The 20,946-nt window shown below is 57.2% G+C and carries 18 protein-coding genes; 14 read left to right on the top strand and 4 right to left on the bottom strand.

All coding sequences use genetic code 11. The features are described from left to right. Positions 1-87 precede the first annotated feature (87 nt). The gene (locus VK738_13655) at positions 88-537 is read left to right on the top strand and encodes a DUF3592 domain-containing protein (protein HTD23698.1); all 450 of its coding nucleotides are present in this window, start codon (positions 88-90) and stop codon (positions 535-537) included. On the opposite strand, the gene fmt is transcribed toward VK738_13655, so the two are convergent. Continuing rightward, the gene (fmt, locus tag VK738_13660) at positions 534-1,487 is read right to left on the bottom strand and encodes a methionyl-tRNA formyltransferase (protein ID HTD23699.1); all 954 of its coding nucleotides are present in this window, start codon (positions 1,485-1,487) and stop codon (positions 534-536) included. The two genes, VK738_13655 and fmt, sit on opposite strands and share 4 nt — an antisense overlap. Before the next feature lie 73 nt (positions 1,488-1,560). Here fmt and VK738_13665 point away from each other — a divergent pair, with 73 nt between their 5' ends. Further along, entirely contained in the window at positions 1,561-2,079 is a 519-nt protein-coding gene (locus tag VK738_13665; protein HTD23700.1) for a hypothetical protein, read from the top strand. Positions 2,080-2,455: 376 nt separating this feature from the next. Here VK738_13665 and def read toward each other — a convergent pair whose 3' ends face one another. Beyond that, positions 2,456-2,965 (bottom strand): peptide deformylase, encoded by a 510-nt coding sequence (gene def / locus VK738_13670; GenBank protein HTD23701.1) that lies wholly within the window; start codon positions 2,963-2,965, stop codon positions 2,456-2,458. A 262-nt stretch (positions 2,966-3,227) separates the two neighbouring features. Beyond that, positions 3,228-4,130, bottom strand: coding sequence for a LysR family transcriptional regulator (locus VK738_13675; protein ID HTD23702.1), 903 nt, complete (start codon positions 4,128-4,130; stop codon positions 3,228-3,230). 208 nt (positions 4,131-4,338) lie between these two features. On the opposite strand from VK738_13675, the gene VK738_13680 reads away from it, so the two are divergent. The 6 genes from VK738_13680 to VK738_13705 all read left to right on the top strand — a co-directional run bounded on the left by VK738_13680 (position 4,339) and on the right by VK738_13705 (position 11,488). Continuing rightward, positions 4,339-5,082 carry a 3-oxoacyl-ACP reductase family protein gene (locus VK738_13680; protein ID HTD23703.1) on the top strand — a complete coding sequence of 248 codons (744 nt, stop codon included), beginning with the start codon at positions 4,339-4,341 and terminating at the stop codon, positions 5,080-5,082. Between the two features lie 69 nt (positions 5,083-5,151). Then, positions 5,152-5,916, top strand: a complete 765-nt coding sequence (locus tag VK738_13685; GenBank protein ID HTD23704.1) for an SDR family oxidoreductase — start codon at positions 5,152-5,154, stop codon at positions 5,914-5,916. Between the two features lie 18 nt (positions 5,917-5,934). After that, positions 5,935-6,336, top strand: coding sequence for a nuclear transport factor 2 family protein (locus tag VK738_13690; GenBank protein HTD23705.1), 402 nt, complete (start codon positions 5,935-5,937; stop codon positions 6,334-6,336). 194 nt (positions 6,337-6,530) lie between these two features. Continuing rightward, positions 6,531-8,411 carry a hypothetical protein gene (locus VK738_13695; protein ID HTD23706.1) on the top strand — a complete coding sequence of 627 codons (1,881 nt, stop codon included), beginning with the start codon at positions 6,531-6,533 and terminating at the stop codon, positions 8,409-8,411. Beyond that, complete coding sequence (locus VK738_13700) at positions 8,408-10,633, top strand: carboxypeptidase-like regulatory domain-containing protein (GenBank protein ID HTD23707.1); 2,226 nt, start codon at positions 8,408-8,410, stop codon at positions 10,631-10,633. Before VK738_13695 ends, VK738_13700 begins: the two co-directional genes overlap by 4 nt. Before the next feature lie 96 nt (positions 10,634-10,729). Then, positions 10,730-11,488, top strand: coding sequence for a DUF4261 domain-containing protein (locus VK738_13705; protein ID HTD23708.1), 759 nt, complete (start codon positions 10,730-10,732; stop codon positions 11,486-11,488). A gap of 92 nt (positions 11,489-11,580) precedes the next feature. Here VK738_13705 and acnA read toward each other — a convergent pair whose 3' ends face one another. Further along, a complete protein-coding gene (acnA, locus tag VK738_13710; GenBank protein ID HTD23709.1) occupies positions 11,581-14,337 on the bottom strand; it encodes an aconitate hydratase AcnA in 2,757 nt (918 codons plus the stop codon). 221 nt (positions 14,338-14,558) lie between these two features. On the opposite strand from acnA, the gene VK738_13715 reads away from it, so the two are divergent. The 6 genes from VK738_13715 (at position 14,559) to VK738_13740 (ending at position 20,945) form a co-directional block, all read left to right on the top strand. Then, a complete protein-coding gene (locus VK738_13715; GenBank protein ID HTD23710.1) occupies positions 14,559-14,909 on the top strand; it encodes a hypothetical protein in 351 nt (116 codons plus the stop codon). 353 nt (positions 14,910-15,262) lie between these two features. Next, a complete protein-coding gene (locus VK738_13720) occupies positions 15,263-15,844 on the top strand; it encodes a twin-arginine translocation signal domain-containing protein (GenBank protein HTD23711.1) in 582 nt (193 codons plus the stop codon). Between the two features lie 48 nt (positions 15,845-15,892). Next, on the top strand, positions 15,893-18,499 hold the full coding sequence (fdnG, locus tag VK738_13725) for a formate dehydrogenase-N subunit alpha (GenBank protein HTD23712.1): 2,607 nt from the start codon (positions 15,893-15,895) through the stop codon (positions 18,497-18,499). 9 nt (positions 18,500-18,508) lie between these two features. After that, a complete protein-coding gene (gene fdxH / locus VK738_13730; protein HTD23713.1) occupies positions 18,509-19,426 on the top strand; it encodes a formate dehydrogenase subunit beta in 918 nt (305 codons plus the stop codon). Further along, positions 19,423-20,103, top strand: coding sequence for a formate dehydrogenase subunit gamma (locus VK738_13735; GenBank protein ID HTD23714.1), 681 nt, complete (start codon positions 19,423-19,425; stop codon positions 20,101-20,103). Before fdxH ends, VK738_13735 begins: the two co-directional genes overlap by 4 nt. Beyond that, a complete protein-coding gene (locus tag VK738_13740; protein ID HTD23715.1) occupies positions 20,100-20,945 on the top strand; it encodes a formate dehydrogenase accessory protein FdhE in 846 nt (281 codons plus the stop codon). The genes VK738_13735 and VK738_13740 overlap by 4 nt, the downstream gene beginning before the upstream one ends. Position 20,946: the final 1 nt, after the last annotated feature.

Here is a 20,946-nt window from a genome sequence, read left to right on the forward strand (position 1 = left end):
ACTGACAGGAAACACTAAGCTTTATATGTTTATCTCCTATTCATAGTTGCTCTGTAAAATTCCAGTTGAGGCCCCAGGAGGAATTCAATGGCAGTACAACTTGGGCAGCTTTTATTTTGTGGGTTGGTTTCGCTTGCCGGGCTCGGCCTGATATTTATGGCAGCTTTCGACCTGCGCAAAGCCAATCGAGCAAAGACCTGGCCCACGGCACAGGGAAAAGTCCTGAGTTCCGGCTTGGCTGCGGTGAACGACAGCGATGGGACCACTTACAAAGCGGCAATTCTCTACGAATACTCCGTGAACAGCGTGGACCATCGTTCTGACGTTTGGCGCGTCCGCGCCGGCAGCAGCTCTTTCACCAAGGCAGCAACCGAGGCGGTCAAGCGCTATCCAGCGGGAGCGACGGTGACCGTCTATTTCAATCCTGAAAACCCGGCTGACGCGATGCTTGAGCCGGGGAAAGTCTCCTGGTCATTGCTCTTCGGCGGCGTGATGTTTGCCGGCATCGGCGCAATCGGCTTCCTGCATGTGGCCTAGCCACCTAATATTTCTCCATCTTTAGGCCGGTATCCATTAATGAATTCCCTGGCGCTTATGCGCTTTTTCCCTTCCGGTTGGAGCTCAAGAATTTCAAGCACGGTGTTGTTTCCGCAACCGGCCAGCAAGCGATCTTGCGAGACTCGCAACTCCCCGGATTGAAGCTCGCCAAATTGAATTTGAATGGAATACGCTTCACCCGCCTTGGCCTGAGTTATCTGAAGCTGCTTTCTGCGAAACGATGTGAAAGCTCCCGGCCAGGGCTGAAATCCACGCAGCCGGTTCACCAGAACTTCTGCTGGACGCGAAAAATCCATGCGTCCATCTTCTTTGTTCAGAATGGGAGCCAAAGTCGCACGTGAATTATCCTGCGGTTTGGGCTGGATCGAATTGCTCTCGAGTCCACGCAATGTTTCCACCATCAGCTCAGCACCGGCCTGTGCCAGCCGTGGAGAGAGCGTGACCGCGGTGGCACTCTCCAAAATGGGGATTTCGCGCTGCAGCAGAATGTCTCCGGTATCGAGTCCTTCGTCAATGCGCATCGTGGTTGCGCCGGTTATCTGCTCGCCGCTCGCGATGGCCCACTGGATAGGCGCTGCCCCCCGGTATTTCGGCAGCAGCGAGGCATGCAGGTTCAGGTTGCCCAGGGGCGGCAGATCGAGCATCCACTTGGGGATAATGCGCCCGTAGGCTACCACGATGATCACCTGCGGCTTGAGCGCCTGAAGCTGCGCCTGGAATTCTGGGTTGGTTTTGATTTTTTCCGGTTGCGTAGCCTGCAGTCCTAATTCAAGGGCGCGCTGCTTGACTGCGGGAATTGAGATCTGTTGACCGCGTCCGCTGGGCCGGTCGGGCTGGCAGACGACGAGAGCAATTTCATGACCGGCCTGAGCCAGTGCGTTGAGCGTAGGAACCGCGAATTGCGGAGTGCCACAGAATATCAATTTCATCAGAGCAATTCTCTCATCGAAGCAAGGATTTGCAGAATTGGCCCGGCCTTGGAGCTACAATGTGCTTAGAACCATGAAAACCAGCCACCTTGCCGGGCTCGGAGCAGCCGCTTTGCTGTTGTGCTATGGGATTTTTTCCCAGGCGCAGTCGTTGGGTGATGTTGCGCGCCAGCAGCGGATTGCCAACTCGAAAAATACACATCGAGCCGACCATGTGATCACCAACGAAGACATTCCTTCCAGGCCGCAGGCAGTCACCTCAGCGCAAAAGCAGGATTCGGACATCAGGTCCGCACAGACGAGAGATCCAAGAGACGCCACGGCGACAGCCCTGCAGAGCCAGATCAAGGCGCTGAAAGCACGTATTGCAGCCATGAAGGCGCATATGACTGATTTGCAGACACAAATGGACAAGGGGAACAGCGGCTGCATGATCACCGCCTACCGAAACTCGTGCGCTGCTGCCAAGCGGCTCCAGGCCGAGGCCGATAGGACACAAGCAGAAATTGACACCGAGCAGAAGTACCTGGAACAAACCCAAGAACAAGTCAGGCAAATGGGCTACGGCAATGCCTTCTACGATCCTGAGTAACTTCTACCCGTCCTAGCGCTTGTCATTCCGAGCCCATTGGCGAGGAATCCCCTTCGTCACGAGGCTTTCGATGTCTAGATGGTATCACTGTGATATCAAAACCTTACTCCACAGGGATTTTGCCTCATAATTACTCTCAGCATTCAAGAATGCCGGGGGAGACCCCTGTCTTTGAAAACCGATTTCTTCGCGCCGCCAGTGACGCAAATCTGCCTCGCGGGCTATTGCCTAACTAGTATCTATTTTGGACTACCTGCTAGTGTTGATCTATGTCGTTAGTTTGCAATGGCTTAACACTGAAATAGATTGTCCAGCAAGTGGTGAGTGAGGATGCCGTTTACAAGGCAGCTGCCCGTAACCAGAGAATTAACAGTTGTTACCATTCACCCGCCTTCACCATCTTCCTGATTTTTCTCTTGATCAAATCACGTTTGAGCGCGCTGACGTGGCTGATAAACAGCTTGCCGTTCAAGTGGTCGGTTTCATGCAGAAAGGCACGCGCCAGCAGCTCTTCACCGGTCTTTTCAAAGAATTTGCCTTCCAGGTCCTGGGCGCGCACGGTCACGCGGTTGGCGCGCGTGACTTTTTCGCGAAACTCGGGAAGGCTGAGGCAGCCCTCCTGGCCGGCCTGTTTTCCCTCGGTGTGAATAATTGTGGGATTCACCAGCACCAGTTTTTCGCCAGGGTTTTCTTTGAAGGTCACGTCAATCACGGCAATGCGTTTGGAGATGCCGATCTGCGGCGCAGCCAGGCCCACGCCATGTGCCTCATACATGGAAGCGAACATGTCTTCGACCAGCTTACGCAGCTCGTCGTCAAAAACGGTTACCGGCTCTGCGGGCTTCTCCAGCACAGCATCGCCATATTTCACTATGGGATAAATCATTGAAAGGCAGTGTCGAGTTTCAAGTTTTGAGTCCACGGCAAGCCGGGACAGGTTTCAAATGTAATGAAAATTGCGAATAAACAGTATAAATAAAGCAGTTTCAAGCTCCAAGAAACTTCAAAACGGACTACATTACGGTATCTTCAGAGGCATTACTTCCGGATCGCGCGTTTCTCGGTACTACCCAGTCGACAGCACTCAACATCAGGATCGCCCCTGACTCAAGGACTCCATAGTCCATGGTTGGGATGCATTTCGAGTTTTATCGGGTCTTCTTTGACGCACGAGCGACCAACTCGTCCAATCTCGAAAGCAAAAGCTTCAGGATGGGAGACTGGTTCGACTTTTTGTAGCCGAGGACCAGATCGATAGTCGGCGTGTCTCCCTTGAGAGGACGACTCGTTACGGACCGAGGGAGAAAGTTCTGTGCGTAAGCAGGTAACAGCCCTACGCCGCGCGTCGATGCAATTAACGACATTCCCATGGCGAGGTGATCCACCTCGTGATCTGGCGTGATATTGATTCCGGACTGCTTCAGGTAATTGTCGATGACGACACGCAGCACTGGAGCCGTGTTCGACACGGTCACGAATGTCTCACCCGCCAGATCTCCCGGACTGATGGCTTTGAACGCAGCGAGACGGTGGTCGCGAGGCAAGACCACCACCAAGGGCTCCTTGACGAGAAGATGGAATACCAAGTCTGGCGCCTCTTGTTCCCGTCGAAGAAAAGCTGCATCGACGGTTCCCTTCACAAGGGCACTCGCGAGCTGCGGCGAGTATTGACTCGAAATCATCACGTCGATGTTAGGGAGTTCGTCCCGCAAGATCTGCAAGGCTTCGGGCATCCACGTCAATTCGTGTCCGGTTAGAAAGCCCATCGCGAAGCATGGCTTGGCGGGACGAGCGACCTGGCGTGCAGCTTCGGCTGCCGCTTCAACCTGCGATAGGGCTGAGCGGGCGTGATCGAGAAAGGCTCGACCCGCCGGTGTCAGTTCGATGCCGCGAGCGCTCCGTGTCAGGAGTTGGGCGCCCACCTCGTCCTCAAGATCTCGAATCTGCCGGCTCAAGGAAGGTTGCGACGTGTGCAGGTTTCGCTCTGCCGCCACCGTCAGACTTCCCGCCTCGGCAACCGCGACGAAATAGCGGAGATGTCGTAATTCCATTCCGACTCCCATGCTTGCCAAGCATTGCTCCCAGCTTAACAAAGTATGGTTCAACCGCGCTAACGTCGCAATCTAAATAAGTGATCTGAGGTAGCGCGGAGCGGCTTTGGCAGACGTCAATCATGCCTAATCTGCATAGTTTCCAGACCAATTGAGGTAGTGCGACCGGATCGGCAAAGAGCGAGATTAAAGGAATAGGAGAAAAACAATGTCTAAGAAACTGGAAGGAAAGATTGCACTCATTACCGGCGGCTCCCGCGGCATTGGCGCGGCAATCGCGAAACGTCTGGCTGCGGATGGAGCGAACGTGGCCATCACATACACGAAAGGCGCCGATGCGGCCGCGTCGGTCGTCAAAGCGATTGAACGCGCTGGCCGAAAGGCGATCGCAATTCAGGCGGACGCCACCGATGCCGGCGCCGTCAAAGCCGCAGTCGAAAAGACCGTGGCGACATTCGGCCAACTTGACGTCCTTGTGAACAACGCCGGCACGGCCATTCCAAAACCATTCGAGGAGACTACGCTGGAAGAGATGGATCGCGTGATCGACATCAACGTCCGCGGCGTATTCGTCGCGACGCAGGCGGCGCTGAAACACATGAAGAGCGGCGGTCGCGTCATCATGATCGGTTCGGCCGTCGGCGAACGTGTCGCGGCGCCCGGGCTTGTGCCATACGCGGGCACCAAGGGAGCCGTCAAGATGTTCACTCAGGCGCTGGCCAGAGAGATCGGGGGCCGAGGCATCACGGTAAACAATGTGCAGCCGGGTCCGATCGACACGGAGTTGAATCCAGCCGCGGGCGATTGGGCGGTACCGCAAAAGGCCGCCACAGCACTCGACCGCTACGGGCACGTTGATGAGATCGCTGCGATGGTAGCGTTTGTTGCCGGTCCGGAGTCCGCGTACATTACCGGAGCAAATCTTACCGTGGATGGCGGAATGAATGCCTGAACATCATCAAAACGCGTATCCGATGCGGGTCCCTGGGGACTGAAGAGGTAAACCGAGTTGGGGGGAAGAATGATTCTGCACAACAAAACAGCACTGGTGACGGGGGCCTCCCGTGGAATTGGACGAGCCACTGCGTTGGCGCTCGCGGAGACGGGTGCACATGTCCTGGTTCATTATGGCCGCTCCGTCCAGGAAGCCCAGTCTCTGGTCGAGAGTATCCACTCAAAAGGGGGACGCGCGGATGCGATCAAGGCGGATTTGGGAACGCCAGAGGGAGCAACCCTACTGGCAAAGGAAGTTCGCTCCATCGTCGGCAAGCAATTGGATGTGCTCGTTTCCAACGCCGGAATCAGCAAGGCTGCAACCATCAAGGATCACACGGTAGAGGATTTTGACAATCTTTTTGCAACGAATGTGCGAAGTCCGTTTTTCCTGGTGCAGCAACTCTTGCCCATTCTGGGTGAAGGCTCGAACATCATCGTGATCTCTTCGATCGGGGCCCACGCCGTAGTTGGCAAGCCCGGCTTGGACAACCCTTCGCTCCTTGCCTACGCCTCGACCAAAGGAGCATTAGAAACTCTTGTCAAGAACTGGGCTGCCATTCTTGGGCCCCGAGGTATCCGCGTGAATGCAGTCGCGCCCGGTGTGATCGACACCGACATGTCGAACTTCACTAAGACTGAAGCAGGCCGCGAGGCCGCTCTTGGGATGCAAGCACTAAAGCGAATCGGCAAGCCGGAAGACGTGGCAGATGTAGTCGCGTTCCTGGCTTCGGACAAGGCGCGCTGGATCACAGGTGCCAGTATCCCTGTAGACGGTGGATCAAAACTTTAGGAGGAGGTTAACCTAGCAATGAATCGTACAGTTGAGTCGAAAAACAAAGCGCTCGTCCTGGAAGCGTTCGATACGTTGTTCAACAAGCGTGACTACGCGGCTGCCGAGAAGTTTTGGTCGCCTCACTACATCCAACACAGCGCGCACATTGCTCCCGGTCGTAAGGGCCTGTTCGATCTCATCAAGAGCCTTCCTCCAACGTTGAAGTACGAACCGGGAATGATCGTGGCTGAGGGAGACCTCGTGATCGTGCACGGGCGATTTAGCGGTTTCGGTGCTCCTGTGAATTGGATTGCCGCAGATATTGTGCGCATTCAAGACGGAATCCTTGTCGAGCATTGGGATGTCATTCAGGATGAAGCGACGGAAGAACAGTCGATAAGCAAGCGGCCCATGTTCGGAACTACATTCCCGATCTAAGCGAACGGTATTGGTTCGCCGCAGTGCCTGCCAGCCCTGAATCCCGGGCGTTTTACTTCAGAGCAAATTTCTTTGCAAGAAAGCCCAACCTGAGCGTTCTTCCGGCAGGTTAAGGATTCTCTATGAGAAGGTCAAACATTTCGCATTGTGCGCAGCGCCGGAGATATCACTCAGCGCTGTTTTTAATGTGCATCATGGCCGTTTTTTTCATGCTCGCAACCGCTTCGGCGCAGGAGCTTTCGCGCTCGCCCGGCTGGGTCGTGATCCCTGTGGACCAATATCGCGCGCTTCGCGCTCAGGCGTTTCCCATTGAGGGTGCACCGGAACAGCCGCCGGTTGAGGCCACGCTCACCCGTGTTGACTACGATCTAAAGGTCACCGGAGACCTGGCCGCCGGCGGAGCCAGCCTCACGGTGGATGTTCTGAAAGAAGGCTGGGTGCGCGTTCCCATTCCTTCCGGCTTGCTGGTCCGCGAAGCCCGGCTTGATGGCAGGCTGGTTTCGCTGGTGCCGGGTAATGATGGGAAAGATGGAAACCAACTTTCAGCCGTGCTCTCTCATCCTGGCCGCGCAGTGCTCTTGCTCGACATTGCGCTCCCGGTAACTTCCGCCGGCGGGGAAGAAAGCATCTCTCTGCCCGCGACCGCCTCCGGAGTCACGCGTGCATCAGTCCAACTTCCGCGCCAGGGCCTGGACGTTAAGCTCACCGGCGGCCTTCTATCGGAGAAATCGGAATCTGCTACAGAAAGCAAATGGCTCGCCTACGCTCATGGAAACGCGCCACTGACGTTCGCATGGCAACAGAAAAAAGAGGACCATCGCACCAGCCAGCCCCTGCGCATGCGCGGATCGCTGACGCAACTGGTCGGTCTGGGAGAAGACTCGACTTCAATCTATGCCGAGGCCGGAGTTGAAGTCACGCAGGGAGCGGCCAGCGAGGTAAGAATTCAACTGCCCGCCCAAGTCACGATTAACCAGGTCTCGGGCGCGATGGTCGCAGACTGGGAGGTGAAGGCAGGTGAACTGGCGGTCACGTTCCTCGAACCTGTGGAGCAGACCGCCAGGTTCACCATCACCGGAGAGGCTCGCACCGCCCGCGACGGGCAGATCGAAATTCCGCTTCTTCGCCTTCTTAACGTGGAACGCGAGACCGGCGGAGTGGCCGTCGAAGTCATGGGAGCGGGCGAGATCAAAGACAGGACGCCCCAGGGACTGGAAAGCGCCGATGCCACCGACCTGGGCGAAATGGTTTCCAGCCACCAGTCGCCCTCGCTGGAAGCTTTTCGGCTCCGCTCGGGTGACGATAAGTCTCCCCGGTCGCTGACCGTGAACGTGGCCCGCTACGAGCAGCAAGCCGTCTTGATGGCCAACGTCGAAGAGGCCCGCTATCACATGCTGCTGAGCACGGATGGAAAAATGCTCGTCCTGGCCCGCTACGCAGTGCGCAGCAACCAGAGGAACTTTCTCAAAGTCACACTGCCGGCGGGGGCGCTGGTGTGGAGTGCGACGCTGTCAGGTAATCCCATCCGGCCGGGCCTCGCGCCCGATGGCAGCCTGCTGCTTCCCCTGGCGAAAGCGCGCAGCAGCGCGGAAACGCCTGAGTTTGCGGTCGAGATACTTTATTTGACCCGCGCGCCGGCATGGAATGAGAAAGGCAAAGCCGGTCTGGCCCTGCCGGCACTTGATCTTCCGGTATCGCGCACCGGGGTGGTGGTGCATTATCCGCCTCTGTTCAAAGTGACTGCCGACCCGGGCTTGTTCCAGTCAAAACCCTATGAGGCCCCGTCTTCAGCCGTTCTGGGCGCCGGAGCAGGCGGAGTGTCGGCAGCTGAAAGCCCAGCTCCCCCACCAAGCTCACCAGCAGAGCTTGGTGCTAACGGTCGCTCGGTCTCGGGGTTTTTCGACAAGTTTTTCAAGGAATCCTATTATGGGAAACGCACAGGGATGATTCCCGTCAAGCTCTCATTCCCCGCTTTTGGTCCTTCGCTCTTTCTTGTTTCCGAATTGACCAGTGAAGGTCAGACGCCCACTCTCGCCCTGAGTTACGAGAAGAATAAAAAAGGAGGTGCACGATGAAAAAACATCTGCTTCTTATGGTATTGGTCCTCTCCCTGGCTGCATTGGGGCAGGCAAAGGACGATCTTCCGCTTCCCGATCCGGGAAATGTGACGCTGTCGCTCGAGGAATATAACAAGCTCGTCGAACTGGCAGGCAAGCCGGTAAAGAAGCCAGATGTGCCGCCACTTCCTTATGCTGTGAAGCGCGCCGACCTGAAGCTGCACGTGACCAACGAATCGGTGCTGGGAACGGTGCAATTCGAGGGCGAAATATTCAAAAAAGGCGAAACCAAGGTCCCGCTGATCGCAGATATGACCATCCTGGACGCACGCCAGGAAGGAAAGGTGTTGCCTCTGGAACTGGAAGGGGGAAAGCATGTGGCGGTGCTGCCCGGCCCCTCTGAGTTCTCGGTTGCGCTCGATGCCGGATTGCCGCTCAGCATTGAAGCCGGGCGTGCATCCTTCAGCTTGCCGGTTCCTTCCGCGGGAAGCGTTCGCCTCACGCTGGTGATTCCGGGGGATCACACTAATGTAAGGATTAATCCGGGGCTGATTACTGCCCGCAACTCCGACAATGGACACACCACGATCGAAGCAACCCTGGTTCCTGGCCGCGCAGCCAGCATCTGGTGGGCGACGCGTGAAATTGCCACGCTGGCCGCGCAGCGAGAGGTGCGTTTTCTCTCTGACGTGCGGACCCTGGTCTCCGTAGATGAATCGGGGTTGAAGGTCGCCGCCTTGACGGATGTTACTGTGCTGCAGGGCGAGCCTTCCGAATTTACGATCGCCATCCCCGACGGATACGAGGTAACAGAGGCATCGGGAGCTTCGCTGGAATCGAGCGAATTGCAATCCGGTGTTTTAACGTTAAAACTCAGCGCAGCCGCGCAACACAACTATCAGTTCCTCATCTCGATGGAAGGCCCCCGGAATGTTCTCAAGACAGATGCTCCCCTTCTCAGCTTCAAAAACAACCAGCGCGAGACGGGCGAAATTCTGGTCGAAGGCGTGGGCACCATGGAGCTCACCGCCACAGAAAGTGGAGGTCTCAAGCGTATTGACTTGAAGGAGATCAACCCGTACCTGCGTTCGCTGGCACGCTTCTCGCCACAGGCTGCGTTTCGCTATCACCGGCAGCCGACGGAAACGCCGCGTCTCGCGCTGGAGTGGGTCCGCTTTCCCGACAGCCCGGTGCTCGCGGCCGTCGCCGAACGGGCGGTTGTAACCACGCTCGTGACCTCCGACGGTAAATCGCTCACGGAAGTAAAGCTGACGCTTAAGAACCAGGCACAACCATATTTGAAAGTTGACCTGCCGCAGGGAGCGAGCATTCTCACCGCTGAGGTTGCCGGAGAAGAAGTCAAACCGGCGAAAGACAAAGACGGCAGCAGCCGCGTGCCGTTACTGCGTGACGGTTTCCGCCCCACCGGCCCCTATGAAGTTTCTTTCGTCTTCATGCACTCAGGCGCTCCCTTTGCCAAGAAGGGCGGTTCGGACCTGACCCTGCCTCCGATGGACCTTCCCATCAGCTTCATGCAATGGGAGGTATTTCTGCCCGAACAGTACAAGGTGAAGGACTTCGGTGGAGACGCAGTTGCTACCAACCTGCTTCCACCCGTCTTTCAGGCCGCGCTCGGGGGTGAGGATGACGGCGTCTCCATGGCGGATGTCGAGGGCAGATTTATGAGTGGCCCGGTAGACATAGACTCATTGGCTCCGGGACAGTTGGGAGGATATATCGTGGATCAACAGGGCACCGCGATGGCGAACACCAGTGTGCATGTTGTTGATCCAAAGACCGGTGCAACCTTCGATGCAGTCACCGATGAAGATGGGCGTTGGCTTGTTTCCGACGTGCCCTCGGGCAATGTCACCGTCTCGGCTGAGTCGAGCGGCTTCAACAAAGAGGTCCATCAATTTATGTATGATGCCAGACGGCCCACGCGCTTCAATCTTTCCTTGCGTGTAGGATCCACAACGGAAACGGTCGAGGTCAATGAAAAGGATGTCAAGCGCGCATCCGATCGCATCGAACACGAAGCCAAACAGAAGGAAAAGACAGCGCAGAATTTGCCCTCGGGCAATGCGGCTTCTGCCAACGTGATCAATCTGCAGCAGCGCGTTGCCGGTGTGCTGCCGGTGCGAGTGGATGTGCCGCGGGCCGGCAACTCTTACAGCTTCGTGAGGCCGCTGGTGCTCGATGAAGAAACCAAGGTGACGTTCAGTTACAACAGCCGGTGAAGAATGCAGCCATGAACGCGCAATACTACAACCCGTGAGAGATTCACAAGAGATGGCACTTCTTCCTGTTAGTATATGTGGCTTGGGAGGAGCCAGGTGGCGGTTTCGATAGCCTTGGTTGCGCTTGGCGCGGACGCGAAAATTTCTATCGCCGATGTTCAACGCGACCTCAACACAAACTGGTCCAATCTGCCGGATGCCGAAGGCATAGAGGAAAAGGATGGCATTTTCTCATTTCGCATCTCTGGTTCAGACATTTTTCTGGCGTCGATGCAGGCGCCCATTCCGTGGTCTGATTTGGAAGGTCCGTGTGCCACCAGCATTCTTTGGCCGGATGCTGCAAAGCAGTTGCGCGAGCACAAATCCCATTGGATGGTAACCATCTCTGCAGACTCCCCGCCCGTCGAACGTGCGAAACTGCTGACGCAGGTCACAGCGGCGGTAATAGGAACGTGTCCGGCCGCGATCGGAGTCTACTGGGGAGGCGCAGCACTCGTGATTCCCCGCAAAATCTTCCTGGCCTTTGCCACCAAAATACTTCCTCAGGGACCGCCAATTCAGATCTGGGTTGATTTTCGCGTAGGCCGCAACCCGCAGGGCAAATCCTCCGGATTCACGCAAGGGCTTGCTCCTCTGGGATTCATGGAATTGGAAACCGAGAACTCCTCTGAGTCCCCAGCCAAGCTTCGCGAGCGCTTGTCTTTGATTGCAACATACCTGCTTGAAAAGGGGCCTGTAATTCGGGACCGGGATACAATTGGCGAAGATAAGAAAGAAAGAATCCGGGTTGTATATTCCAAGTCCGCGTTCGGGCATCCTAAAACGGTAATGCGCCTAGACTACGAAGCGATTTAAGAGGGAATATCGCAGGTCTTCAATTGCGAAACAGTTTCGCACAGGCCATCTGTTGTAGCACTGCCCTCGCTATTTCGCTCAGCACGACAACCTTAGCTCTGCTTATTCAATAACTGCCGCAGCACGTACTGCAGGATTCCGCCGTGGCGATAGTAGAGCGCCTCTTGCGGCGTATCAATGCGCACCAGAGCTTGGAAATCAACGGTCTTTCCGCCGGTCTGCACGGCGCTGACCTTCACCTTCTCGCCGCTTTTGAACTCGCCGTTCAGCAGGCTGGCGATGCCACTGATCTCGAAAACCTCTTCGCCGCTGAGGCCGAGAGAGTCGGCATTTTCTTTGGACAGGAACTGCAATGGCAACACACCCATGCCCACCAGGTTCGAGCGATGGATTCGCTCATAGCTCTCGGCGATGACTGCCTTCACGCCCAGCAACGACGGTCCTTTGCCGGCCCAGTCGCGCGAAGAGCCCGAGCCGTATTCTTTTCCAGCAAGAATGACCAGCGGCACGCCCTCTTGCTTGTATAGCTCCGACGCCTCGAAGATGGACATCGGTTTACCGTCAGGCAGATGCCGAGTCACGCCGCCCTCGGTGCCGGGCGCAACCAGGTTGCGCAGCCGCGTGTTGGCAAAGGTTCCGCGTACCATGACCTCGTGGTTGCCGCGTCGCGAGCCGTAGGAGTTGAAGTCGCCGACAGAGACGCCGTGTTCGATCAGATATTTTCCCGCGGTGCTGGCGGGTTTGATGGATCCGGCGGGCGAGATGTGATCGGTGGTAACGCTGTCGCCCAACTTGGCCAGCACGCGCGCTTTGCGGATATCCTGCACCGCGCCCGGCGTCTTCGGCATATTGTCGAAATAAGGAGCGCGCTTGATGTAGGTTGATTTCGGGTCCCAGGCAAAAGTTTCGCCACCAGGAACTTTCATGCTCTTCCACAAGTCGTCGCCGGCAAAAATTTCCGCGTAGTTTTTGCGGAACATTTCGGAGTCAATACATCCCAGCACGGTTTCCGCGACTTCTTTTTGCGTCGGCCAAATTTCTTTCAGATAAACCGGCTTGCCATCTTTGCCTGTGCCCAGGGGCTCGGTGACAAGGTCTTTCTCAATGTGTCCGGCGAGGGCATAAGCCACCACCAGCGGCGGGGACATAAGATAGTTGGCGCGCACCTCAGACTGGATGCGTCCTTCGAAGTTGCGGTTTCCGCTCAGCACCGAGGCCACAACCAGGTCATGCTCGGCGATTTGCTGGGTGATCTCCGCGGGCAGCGGGCCCGAGTTGCCAATGCACGTGGTGCAGCCGTAGCCCACGGTGTTGAAGCGCAACTCGTCCAGGTATTTTTCGAGTCCGGCTTTTCTAAAGTAATCGGTCACCACGCGCGAGCCCGGGGCGAGCGAAGTCTTGACCCAGGGAGGAGTCTTGAGTCCGCGCTCCACTGCTTTTTTGGCCAGCAGACCGGCAGCAACCATCACCGACGGATTCGATGTGTTGGTGCAACTGGTGATGGCGGCAATTACCACTGAACCGTGGCTGAGCTCTTCCATCTCCGCTACTGCAGATTTCTGCGCGTGCCGCACATCCTCTGATCCCACGGCGGTTCCACCACCGCCCTCAGATTCCAATCGCCGTACCCCGTTGTTGTTCGAGCCGGGTTTGCGCAGAGAAGGCAGGGCATCGTGGAACGATTTGCGCGCCTGCGAGAGCGGCACGCGGTCCTGCGGTCTCTTGGGACCAGCAATGCTCGGTTCCACGGTCGCCAAATCGAGTTCCACGACCTGCGAATACACCGGTTCGGCAGATTGCCTGGTGTGGAACAGGCCTTGTTCTTTGCAGTAGGCTTCCACCAATCCGATTTGCTCTTCCGAGCGTCCCGTCATGCGCAGGTAGCGCAGGGTTTCTTCATCCACGGGGAAGATGCCGCAGGTCGCGCCGTACTCGGGGGACATATTGCCAATGGTCGCCCTATCGGCCAGCGGCAGCGTGGAGAGGCCCGGCCCAAAGAACTCCACAAATTTGCCCACCACGCCGGTTTTGCGCAGCAACTCAGTTACGGTGAGGACGAGGTCAGTCGCGGTCGCGCCCTCGTGCAGCGCGCCGCTCAGACGGAAGCCCACCACTTGCGGAATCAGCATGGAAACCGGCTGCCCCAGCATGGCGGCCTCGGCCTCGATGCCGCCCACGCCCCATCCCAGCACGCCCAGGCCGTTGATCATGGTGGTGTGCGAATCGGTGCCCACCAGCGTGTCAGGATAAGCCGCCGCCTTGCCCTTTTCTGTATTCACGAAAACCACGCGCGCCAGGTATTCCAGGTTGATCTGGTGTACGATTCCCATATCGGGAGGCACAATGGCAAGGTTGCGAAACGCCGATTGTCCCCAGCGCAAGAATGCATAGCGCTCGCGGTTGCGCTGGAACTCCAGCGCAGCGTTCACGCTGAAAGCCTGCTTGCTGCCGAACTCATCCACCTGTACGGAGTGGTCAATTACCAGCTCGGCCGGCAGCAGCGGATTAATCAACCCAGGGTCGCCGCCCAGCTCTTTCATGGCATCGCGCATGGCGGCCAGATCCACCACGGCGGGAACGCCGGTGAAATCCTGCATGAGCACACGCGCCGGAGTAAAAGCAATTTCCTTGGAGGGAACAGCAGCCGGGTCCCAATGGGCCAGCGACTTGATATCGTCGGCGGTCACCGAGCGCCCGTTCTCGGTACGCAACAGGTTTTCCAAGAGCACGCGCAGCGAGTAGGGCAGGCGCGCAGTCGTGATGCCGGCCTTATCGAGCGCATCCAGCCGGTAGATTTCATATTCTTTGCCGCCCGTGCGCAAAGTAGCCTTGCTGTTAAAGCTGTTCATTCCGCCAACTCCTCTGAAACCTTCTATTATAGTTCGTTCAGTAGGTGAGTACTCAGCAATCAGCACCCACAGCAAGCCGGGGCAGGCTCAGCATTCAGCTAAAGCGCCCGGTTGTTATTGACGTCCTCAATGAATGCAGATGAATGATGAATGCAGATGAATGCAGCAGTAGGTTCCGAATCTCTTGCGTGCTACCATAGCTCCCCACCAAGGAGGCCGGAATGACTACGCGACGTTCTGTTCTCCAGAAAGCAGGCCATATGTGCGCCGCTGTGATTGCCAGCGCCAGTGCCGCTTCAGCGCTCGCCGCCGAGCAGCCCGAGAACTCCACGGGGCAGAGATTCCTGCTGGTAGGGCTGTGCGGTTCGGAAAATCCGACCCGTGCGAACTTTCCTTTCGTCTGGGCCGCGGCCCTGAAAGATGCAGGCAACGAGGTCCGCATCGAACTCGCGGGCGATGCAACCGTTCTCATGCGTACGCCGGTCTCCGACAGCGTCACGCCCGTTGGCTGGCCGCCTTTTAAAGAGGCCCTGGCCAAAGTCATCGAGCTGAAGATCCCAATCTTCGTTTGAGGGAAATGCGCGGCCGCCCGTGGGGTGGTCGAGGCCGACTTCGCGGGAAAGAATGCCCAGTTTACTAATCCGAAACTCACGGCCCAAACCATGGCCTGGGCCACAAAGGTTCTCGTGGTCTGAAGCAGTTATTGAGCTTAGCCCCTTTGCTAAATCGGTTACACGGTTACGCAAAAAAATAACACACATTTAGCCCACTACCCAAAATTGTGATAAACTCCTCCACTGTTTTTGCCCCTAAAAGCGGGGTGGGTCTTTCGCGCGTCCCTTAGGCAACCGTCAACCGGTAACCGCAATCACACGTTGCAGCCACTTGTAGTGTTTGATCCAGCAAGCCGAAAGGAGATCAAACCATGGAAGCCACTCGTCGAGATTTTCTGAAAGTCACCGCCCTCGGAGGCACCGGGCTCCTCATATTTGGGTTTGATCTGACGCCCGCCTACGCCCAGCTTCGCGAACTCAAAATTGCCCGCGCAACTGAAACGCGCTCCACCTGTCCTTATTGTTCGGTGAGCTGCGGCGTGCTCATTTATACGATTGGCGATAAGGCCAAGAACGTGACGCCGCAGGTGATCCACGTCGAGGGCGATCCCGATCATCCTATTAATCGTGGAACCTTGTGTCCCAAGGGGGCCTCGCTCGAGCAGGATATCCTCAACGAGCGCCGGCTTATGAAGCCGCAAGTCCGGCGGCCGGGTTCGGACCACTGGGAAGACATTGCCTGGGACCAGGCGATTGATGAGATCGCGCATTGGGTGAAGAAGACGCGCGACGCGACCTTTATCGAAAAGGACGCGGCCGGCCATACCGTCAACCGCTGCGAGAGCATTGCCTGGATTGGCGGTTGCACTGACACCAACGAATTCAACTATCTTGCCGGAAAAGCTATGCGCAGCCTGGGGGTCTGCTACCTGGAAACCCAGGCCCGTGTTTGACACGGCCCCACGGTCTCAAGTTTGGGACCAACTTTTGGGCGCGGAGCCATGACCAATGGCTACACCGATATCAAGAACACCGACATGATGCTGATCATGGGCGGGAACCCGGCGGAGAACCATCCGTGCGGCTTCAAGTGGGCCATCGAGGCCAAGCGTACCCGTAATGCAAAGATGATCGTGGTGGACCCGCGCTTCACGCGCACCGCTGCCACTGCCGACCTGTTCCTGCAGATTCGCGCCGGCGCCGATATTGCATTCCTGGGCGGAGTCATCCGCTACGCTATCGAAAACAATCGCATCGCCCACGAATACCTCACCAACTATACGAACGCCGCTTTCGTCGTGAAGGAAGGCTTCAAGCTGCCTGAGGACGGCTTGTACTCGGGCTTTGATCCGGCGACGCAGGTCTACGACAAATCCACGTGGAATTACCAGGAAGGCGGCGACCTGAGCGGCGCTGCTGCAAACGGGAGCGCTGCGCATAACGCTGCCGCGTCAAACCCGCCAAAGATAGCCCCGCCAGCCGCAACCCCCAAGCCCGCTGCCGCGGGAGCCAAACCTGCTGCACCACCGCCTCCGCCTGCGCTGCCTCCGAACGTAGCTTACGATCTCACCCTGCAGCATCCGCGTTGCGTGTATCAGTTGTTGCGGCAGCAGTATTCGCGCTACACGCCTGAGATGGTCGAGCGTATCACGGGCATCCCAAAAGACCAGTTCCTGAAGGCTGCCGATCTGTTCACCTCCGTCCGCAAAGATGGAGACATGAAGAAAGTCGCCACCATCATCTACGCCGTCGGCTGGACGCAGCATACCTTCGGCACGCAGATCATCCGCACCGCAGCGATGTTGCAATTGCTGCTGGGCAACGTAGGACGCGCCGGTGGCGGAGTGAACGCTCTGCGCGGCCACTCCAACATTCAGGGCGCAACGGATATGGGCGGCGTGTTTGACATCTGGCCGGGTTACTTAAAAGTCCCGAACCCAAATGATCTTGACCTGAAGACTTACCTCGATCGCGTTACACCCAAGCCTTCCAAGCCCGCTCCGTGGGATTCGTTCAACTACTGGGGCAACACGTCGAAGTTTGCCGTCTCTTATCTGAAAGCTATGTACGGCGACGCGGCGACAAAAGAAAACGACTGGGCGTTCGGATACATGCCCAAGGTTGATCGCAACTACTCCTGGACCTATATCTGGGACAACATGTACCGCGGCGCGGTGAAGGGAATGTTTGCCTTTGGCATGAACGGCGTGGCCATCGGGCCGGATTCGCACAAGAACATTGACGCGCTCAAGAAAGCCGATTGGCTCGTCGTGGGCGAGATTTACCCCGATGAGACCAGCGAATTCTGGAAGTCGCCGGGAATTACAACCGACGAGATGAAAAGCATCAACACAACCGTCTATCGGCTGGCCTGTGCGGGCTTCGCCGAAAAAGACGGGTCCATGACCAACTCGTCGCGCTGGTTGCAGTGGAAGAACGTTGCACTGCCTACGCCGGCCCAGGCCCGCCTCGATCAAGACATCGTGGCGCAAATTTTTCTCAAAACCCGCGAGCTTTACCAGAAAGAAGGCGGCAAGTTCCCTGACCCGATCCTGCATCTGACCTGGGCGTATACCGATCCCAAGCATCCCTCGCTCGGCGAAGTGGCGAAAGAGATCAACGGCAAGGCGCTGGCTGATCTCAACGATCCCAATCCCAAGTCGCCGCTCGTCATCAAGAAGGGCCAGCAACTGCCGGGCTTCGCTTGGCTGAAGGACGATGGCTCGACCTCGTGCGGCAACTGGATCTACTCCGGCTCCTGGACCGAGGCCGGCCCGCAGCTTGCCCGTCGTGGCACCGAAGATCCATCAGGCCTGGGCATTTACCAAAACTGGGCGTGGTCGTGGCCGGCCAATCGCCGCGTTCTCTACAACCGCGCGTCATGCGATCCTTCGGGAAAACCCTGGGATCCGGAGCGCAAGCAGGTTTGGTGGAGCGAAGCCGCGCAACTGTGGACGGGCAATGACGTTCCCGATTTCAAAGCAGACTCCAACCCGAAAGACCACATGGGTCCATTCATCATGAACCCGGAAGGAATCGGCCGCATCTTCGCGCCTCTGGCCGCATTCGCTGAGGGGCCATTCCCTGAGCACTACGAGCCGATTGAGAGTCCGGTGCAGAACCCGCTGCACCCGGAGCACTCCAATAATCCCGTGGTCAAGAAGTTCAAAACGCCGGCAGACAAGTACGGAACCGTGAGTGACGGCTTCGACATCATTTGCACAACCTATCGTCTGACCGAGCATTATCACTACTGGACCAAGAACAACCCGATGTGCGTCCAGCTCATTCCCGAACCGTTCGTCGAGATTCCCGTGGAGCTGGCCAACGACCGGGGAATCAACGGCGGCGACAAAGTGAAAGTTTCCAGTGCGCGCGGCGTTTATCTGGCAAAGGCTTTCGTTACCAAACGAATCAAGCCCATGATGATTGACGGAAAGAAAACATACCAGATCGGCATACCTATCCACCAAGGTTACCGCGGTATTCAGGAAGACGAAGGCAAGAACGACAGGACGATGATCAACCTGCTTTCGCCAACCGTGAATGATCCCAACGCACACACCCCTGAATTCAAGGGTTTTCTGGTTAAGCTCGAGAAAGCATAGGCAACCACTATGAGCCAAGCGACACTCGAAATCGTCAAAATCTCCGGCCACGCCGGGCCGGCACCCGGCGAAGGCGTGAAGCGGGCAGAGCAGGTCTGCAAGCTGATTGACACCACAACCTGCATCGGCTGTAAAGCCTGCGAGGTAGCCTGCCTGGAGTGGAACGGCTACACCTTTACCGACACCGTCTTCAACAACAGCTATCAGACCATGCCGGAGACCGCGTGGAACTACTGGAACCTGATCAAGTTCAACGAGCACGAGCGCGAAGATGGCACGTTGATGCTGCTCATGCGCAAAGACCAGTGCATGCACTGCGCCGACCCCGGATGCCTCATGGCCTGCCCCGCCGATGGCGCAATCGTGCAGTACTCCAACGGCATCGTTGATTTTCAGCAGGAGCACTGCATCGGCTGCGGCTATTGTGTCAGCGGCTGCCCGTTTAATATTCCGAAGTTCAACACGAACACCAAAAAGATGTTCAAGTGCACACTCTGCGCCGACCGCGTGACTGAAGGACTCGAACCGGCATGCATCAAATCCTGCCCCACCGGCTGCCTGCACTTCGGCACCAAGGACGACATGAAAGACCTGGCCAACAACCGCGCCCAGCAGCTTCGCGAGCACTTTGGTTTTGAGAATGCGGGTGTCTACGATCCGCCGGGCGTGGGTGGAACCGGTGTCATCTATGTGCTGCACGATGCTACCAACCCCGAGGCCTATGGCGATTTGCCCAAAGATCCCGAAATTCCCTGGGTCGTGCGCTTCTGGAAGGGGCCGGCAAAGTGGATCGGTAATCTGGCTATGATGGGTGGAATTGTCGGCGTAGCGATGCACTATCTGCGCTTTGGTCCCAAGCAAGTGGAAAGCGAGCCCGATAGCAAGCCAGATGCCCAGAAGAAAGACGAGAAAGGGGGCCGGCCATGAGCGCATCCCAGGCCATCCCCGCATCGCCTGCCGCGAGCCAGAGCAGTGACCGAATTGTTCGCTACACGCTCAGCGAGCGCATCAACCACTGGATCGCCGGCTTCTCTTATCTCTATTGCCTGGTCACCGGCCTGGCGTTCTGGTCGCCTTACATGTTCTGGATGGCCGTTGTGCTCGGCGGCGCACCTACGTCTCGCTTCTGGCATCCCTGGGTTGGTTTGGTCTTTACCGTCTCTACTCTCTGGATGTTCAAAGTCTGGCGCGGCGACATGGCCACCACCGACGCCGACCTCGCCTGGAAAAAAGCGATGCCACACTACATCCGCAACGAAGATGACCAGCTTCCGCCCATCGGCCGCTTTAACTACGGCCAGAAATTATTTTTCTGGGTGATGTTGTATGGCGCAATCCTGCTGCTACTTTCCGGCATTGGGCTGTGGTTCGTCGAATCCATCCCCTGGAGTCTGCGCTGGCTGCGTTATCTGGCGGTCACGGTGCACGTCACGGCTGCGCTGGTCACCATTGGCGCCTTCATCATTCATGTTTACATGGGCACGGCCATGGTCAGCGGCGGCTTCACCGCGATCGTCCGCGGAGAAGTTTCAGCCGCCTGGGCCAAGATGCACCACCGGCTCTGGTACGAGCAGGTCACAAAAGAGACCTCCGCAAAGAAATGAACCGCTCAAAGTGGGAGCGGCGCATCCAGCGTGCTGAGGAGTTGGCCTCCGCGCATCCCTTTGCGGCTGAAGTCCTGCAGTTCTATAAGCACATTGCCGGCTTCCAGCAAGCGCTTTATTCCCATATTGAAACTTCTTATATTGAAGCCGCCAACGATAACGCATCGAACAAGAAAGCTTCCGGTTTGCTTCCCGCGGGTTTGCTTCCGGAAGATCTCGACCTTCCTCTGCTGCTGCCAAAATTCTCTGAGTTCCTTTCTGCTGTCGAGAAGGTCGCTCCCCAGCCGATTGCCCAGTCTGCCGCCGATCTGAACGCGCAAGGCGATGGCCGCTGGCAGGATCTGCTCACTTCTTACTGGCGGACTGCGCCCGATTTCCAGCCCACCCCCGAGCACACCGAAACCCTGCTGGCATGGATTTTTCTGCAACCCTACGCCGAGTATCTTGCCGATCACAGCAAACCCGTGCCTCACAACGAGAGAACAGCGGTGTGTCCGTTTTGCTCGGGAAGACCGCTGGTAGGGGTGCTGCGGCCGGAAGGCGATGGCGCGAAGCGCTCTCTGATCTGCTCGCTCTGCTCCACCGAGTGGACCTACGGGCGCATCGTGTGTCCGGCGTGTGGTGAAGAGACGGTCGAGAAGCTCGCGATCTACACCGCCAGCCAATTTCACCAGGTCCGCGTCGAGGCCTGCGATACCTGCCACTACTACATCAAGACCGTGGACCTCACCAAGAACGGCCATGCCGTACCGGTCGTAGATGAACTGGCCACGATTCCGCTGAACCTCTGGGCGCAGGAGCACCAATACATAAAGCTGCAACCCAATTTGCTGGGGATTTAAC

This window comes from Terriglobales bacterium, from assembly GCA_035487355.1.
Taxonomy (GTDB): Bacteria; Acidobacteriota; Terriglobia; order Terriglobales; family Acidobacteriaceae; genus QIAW01.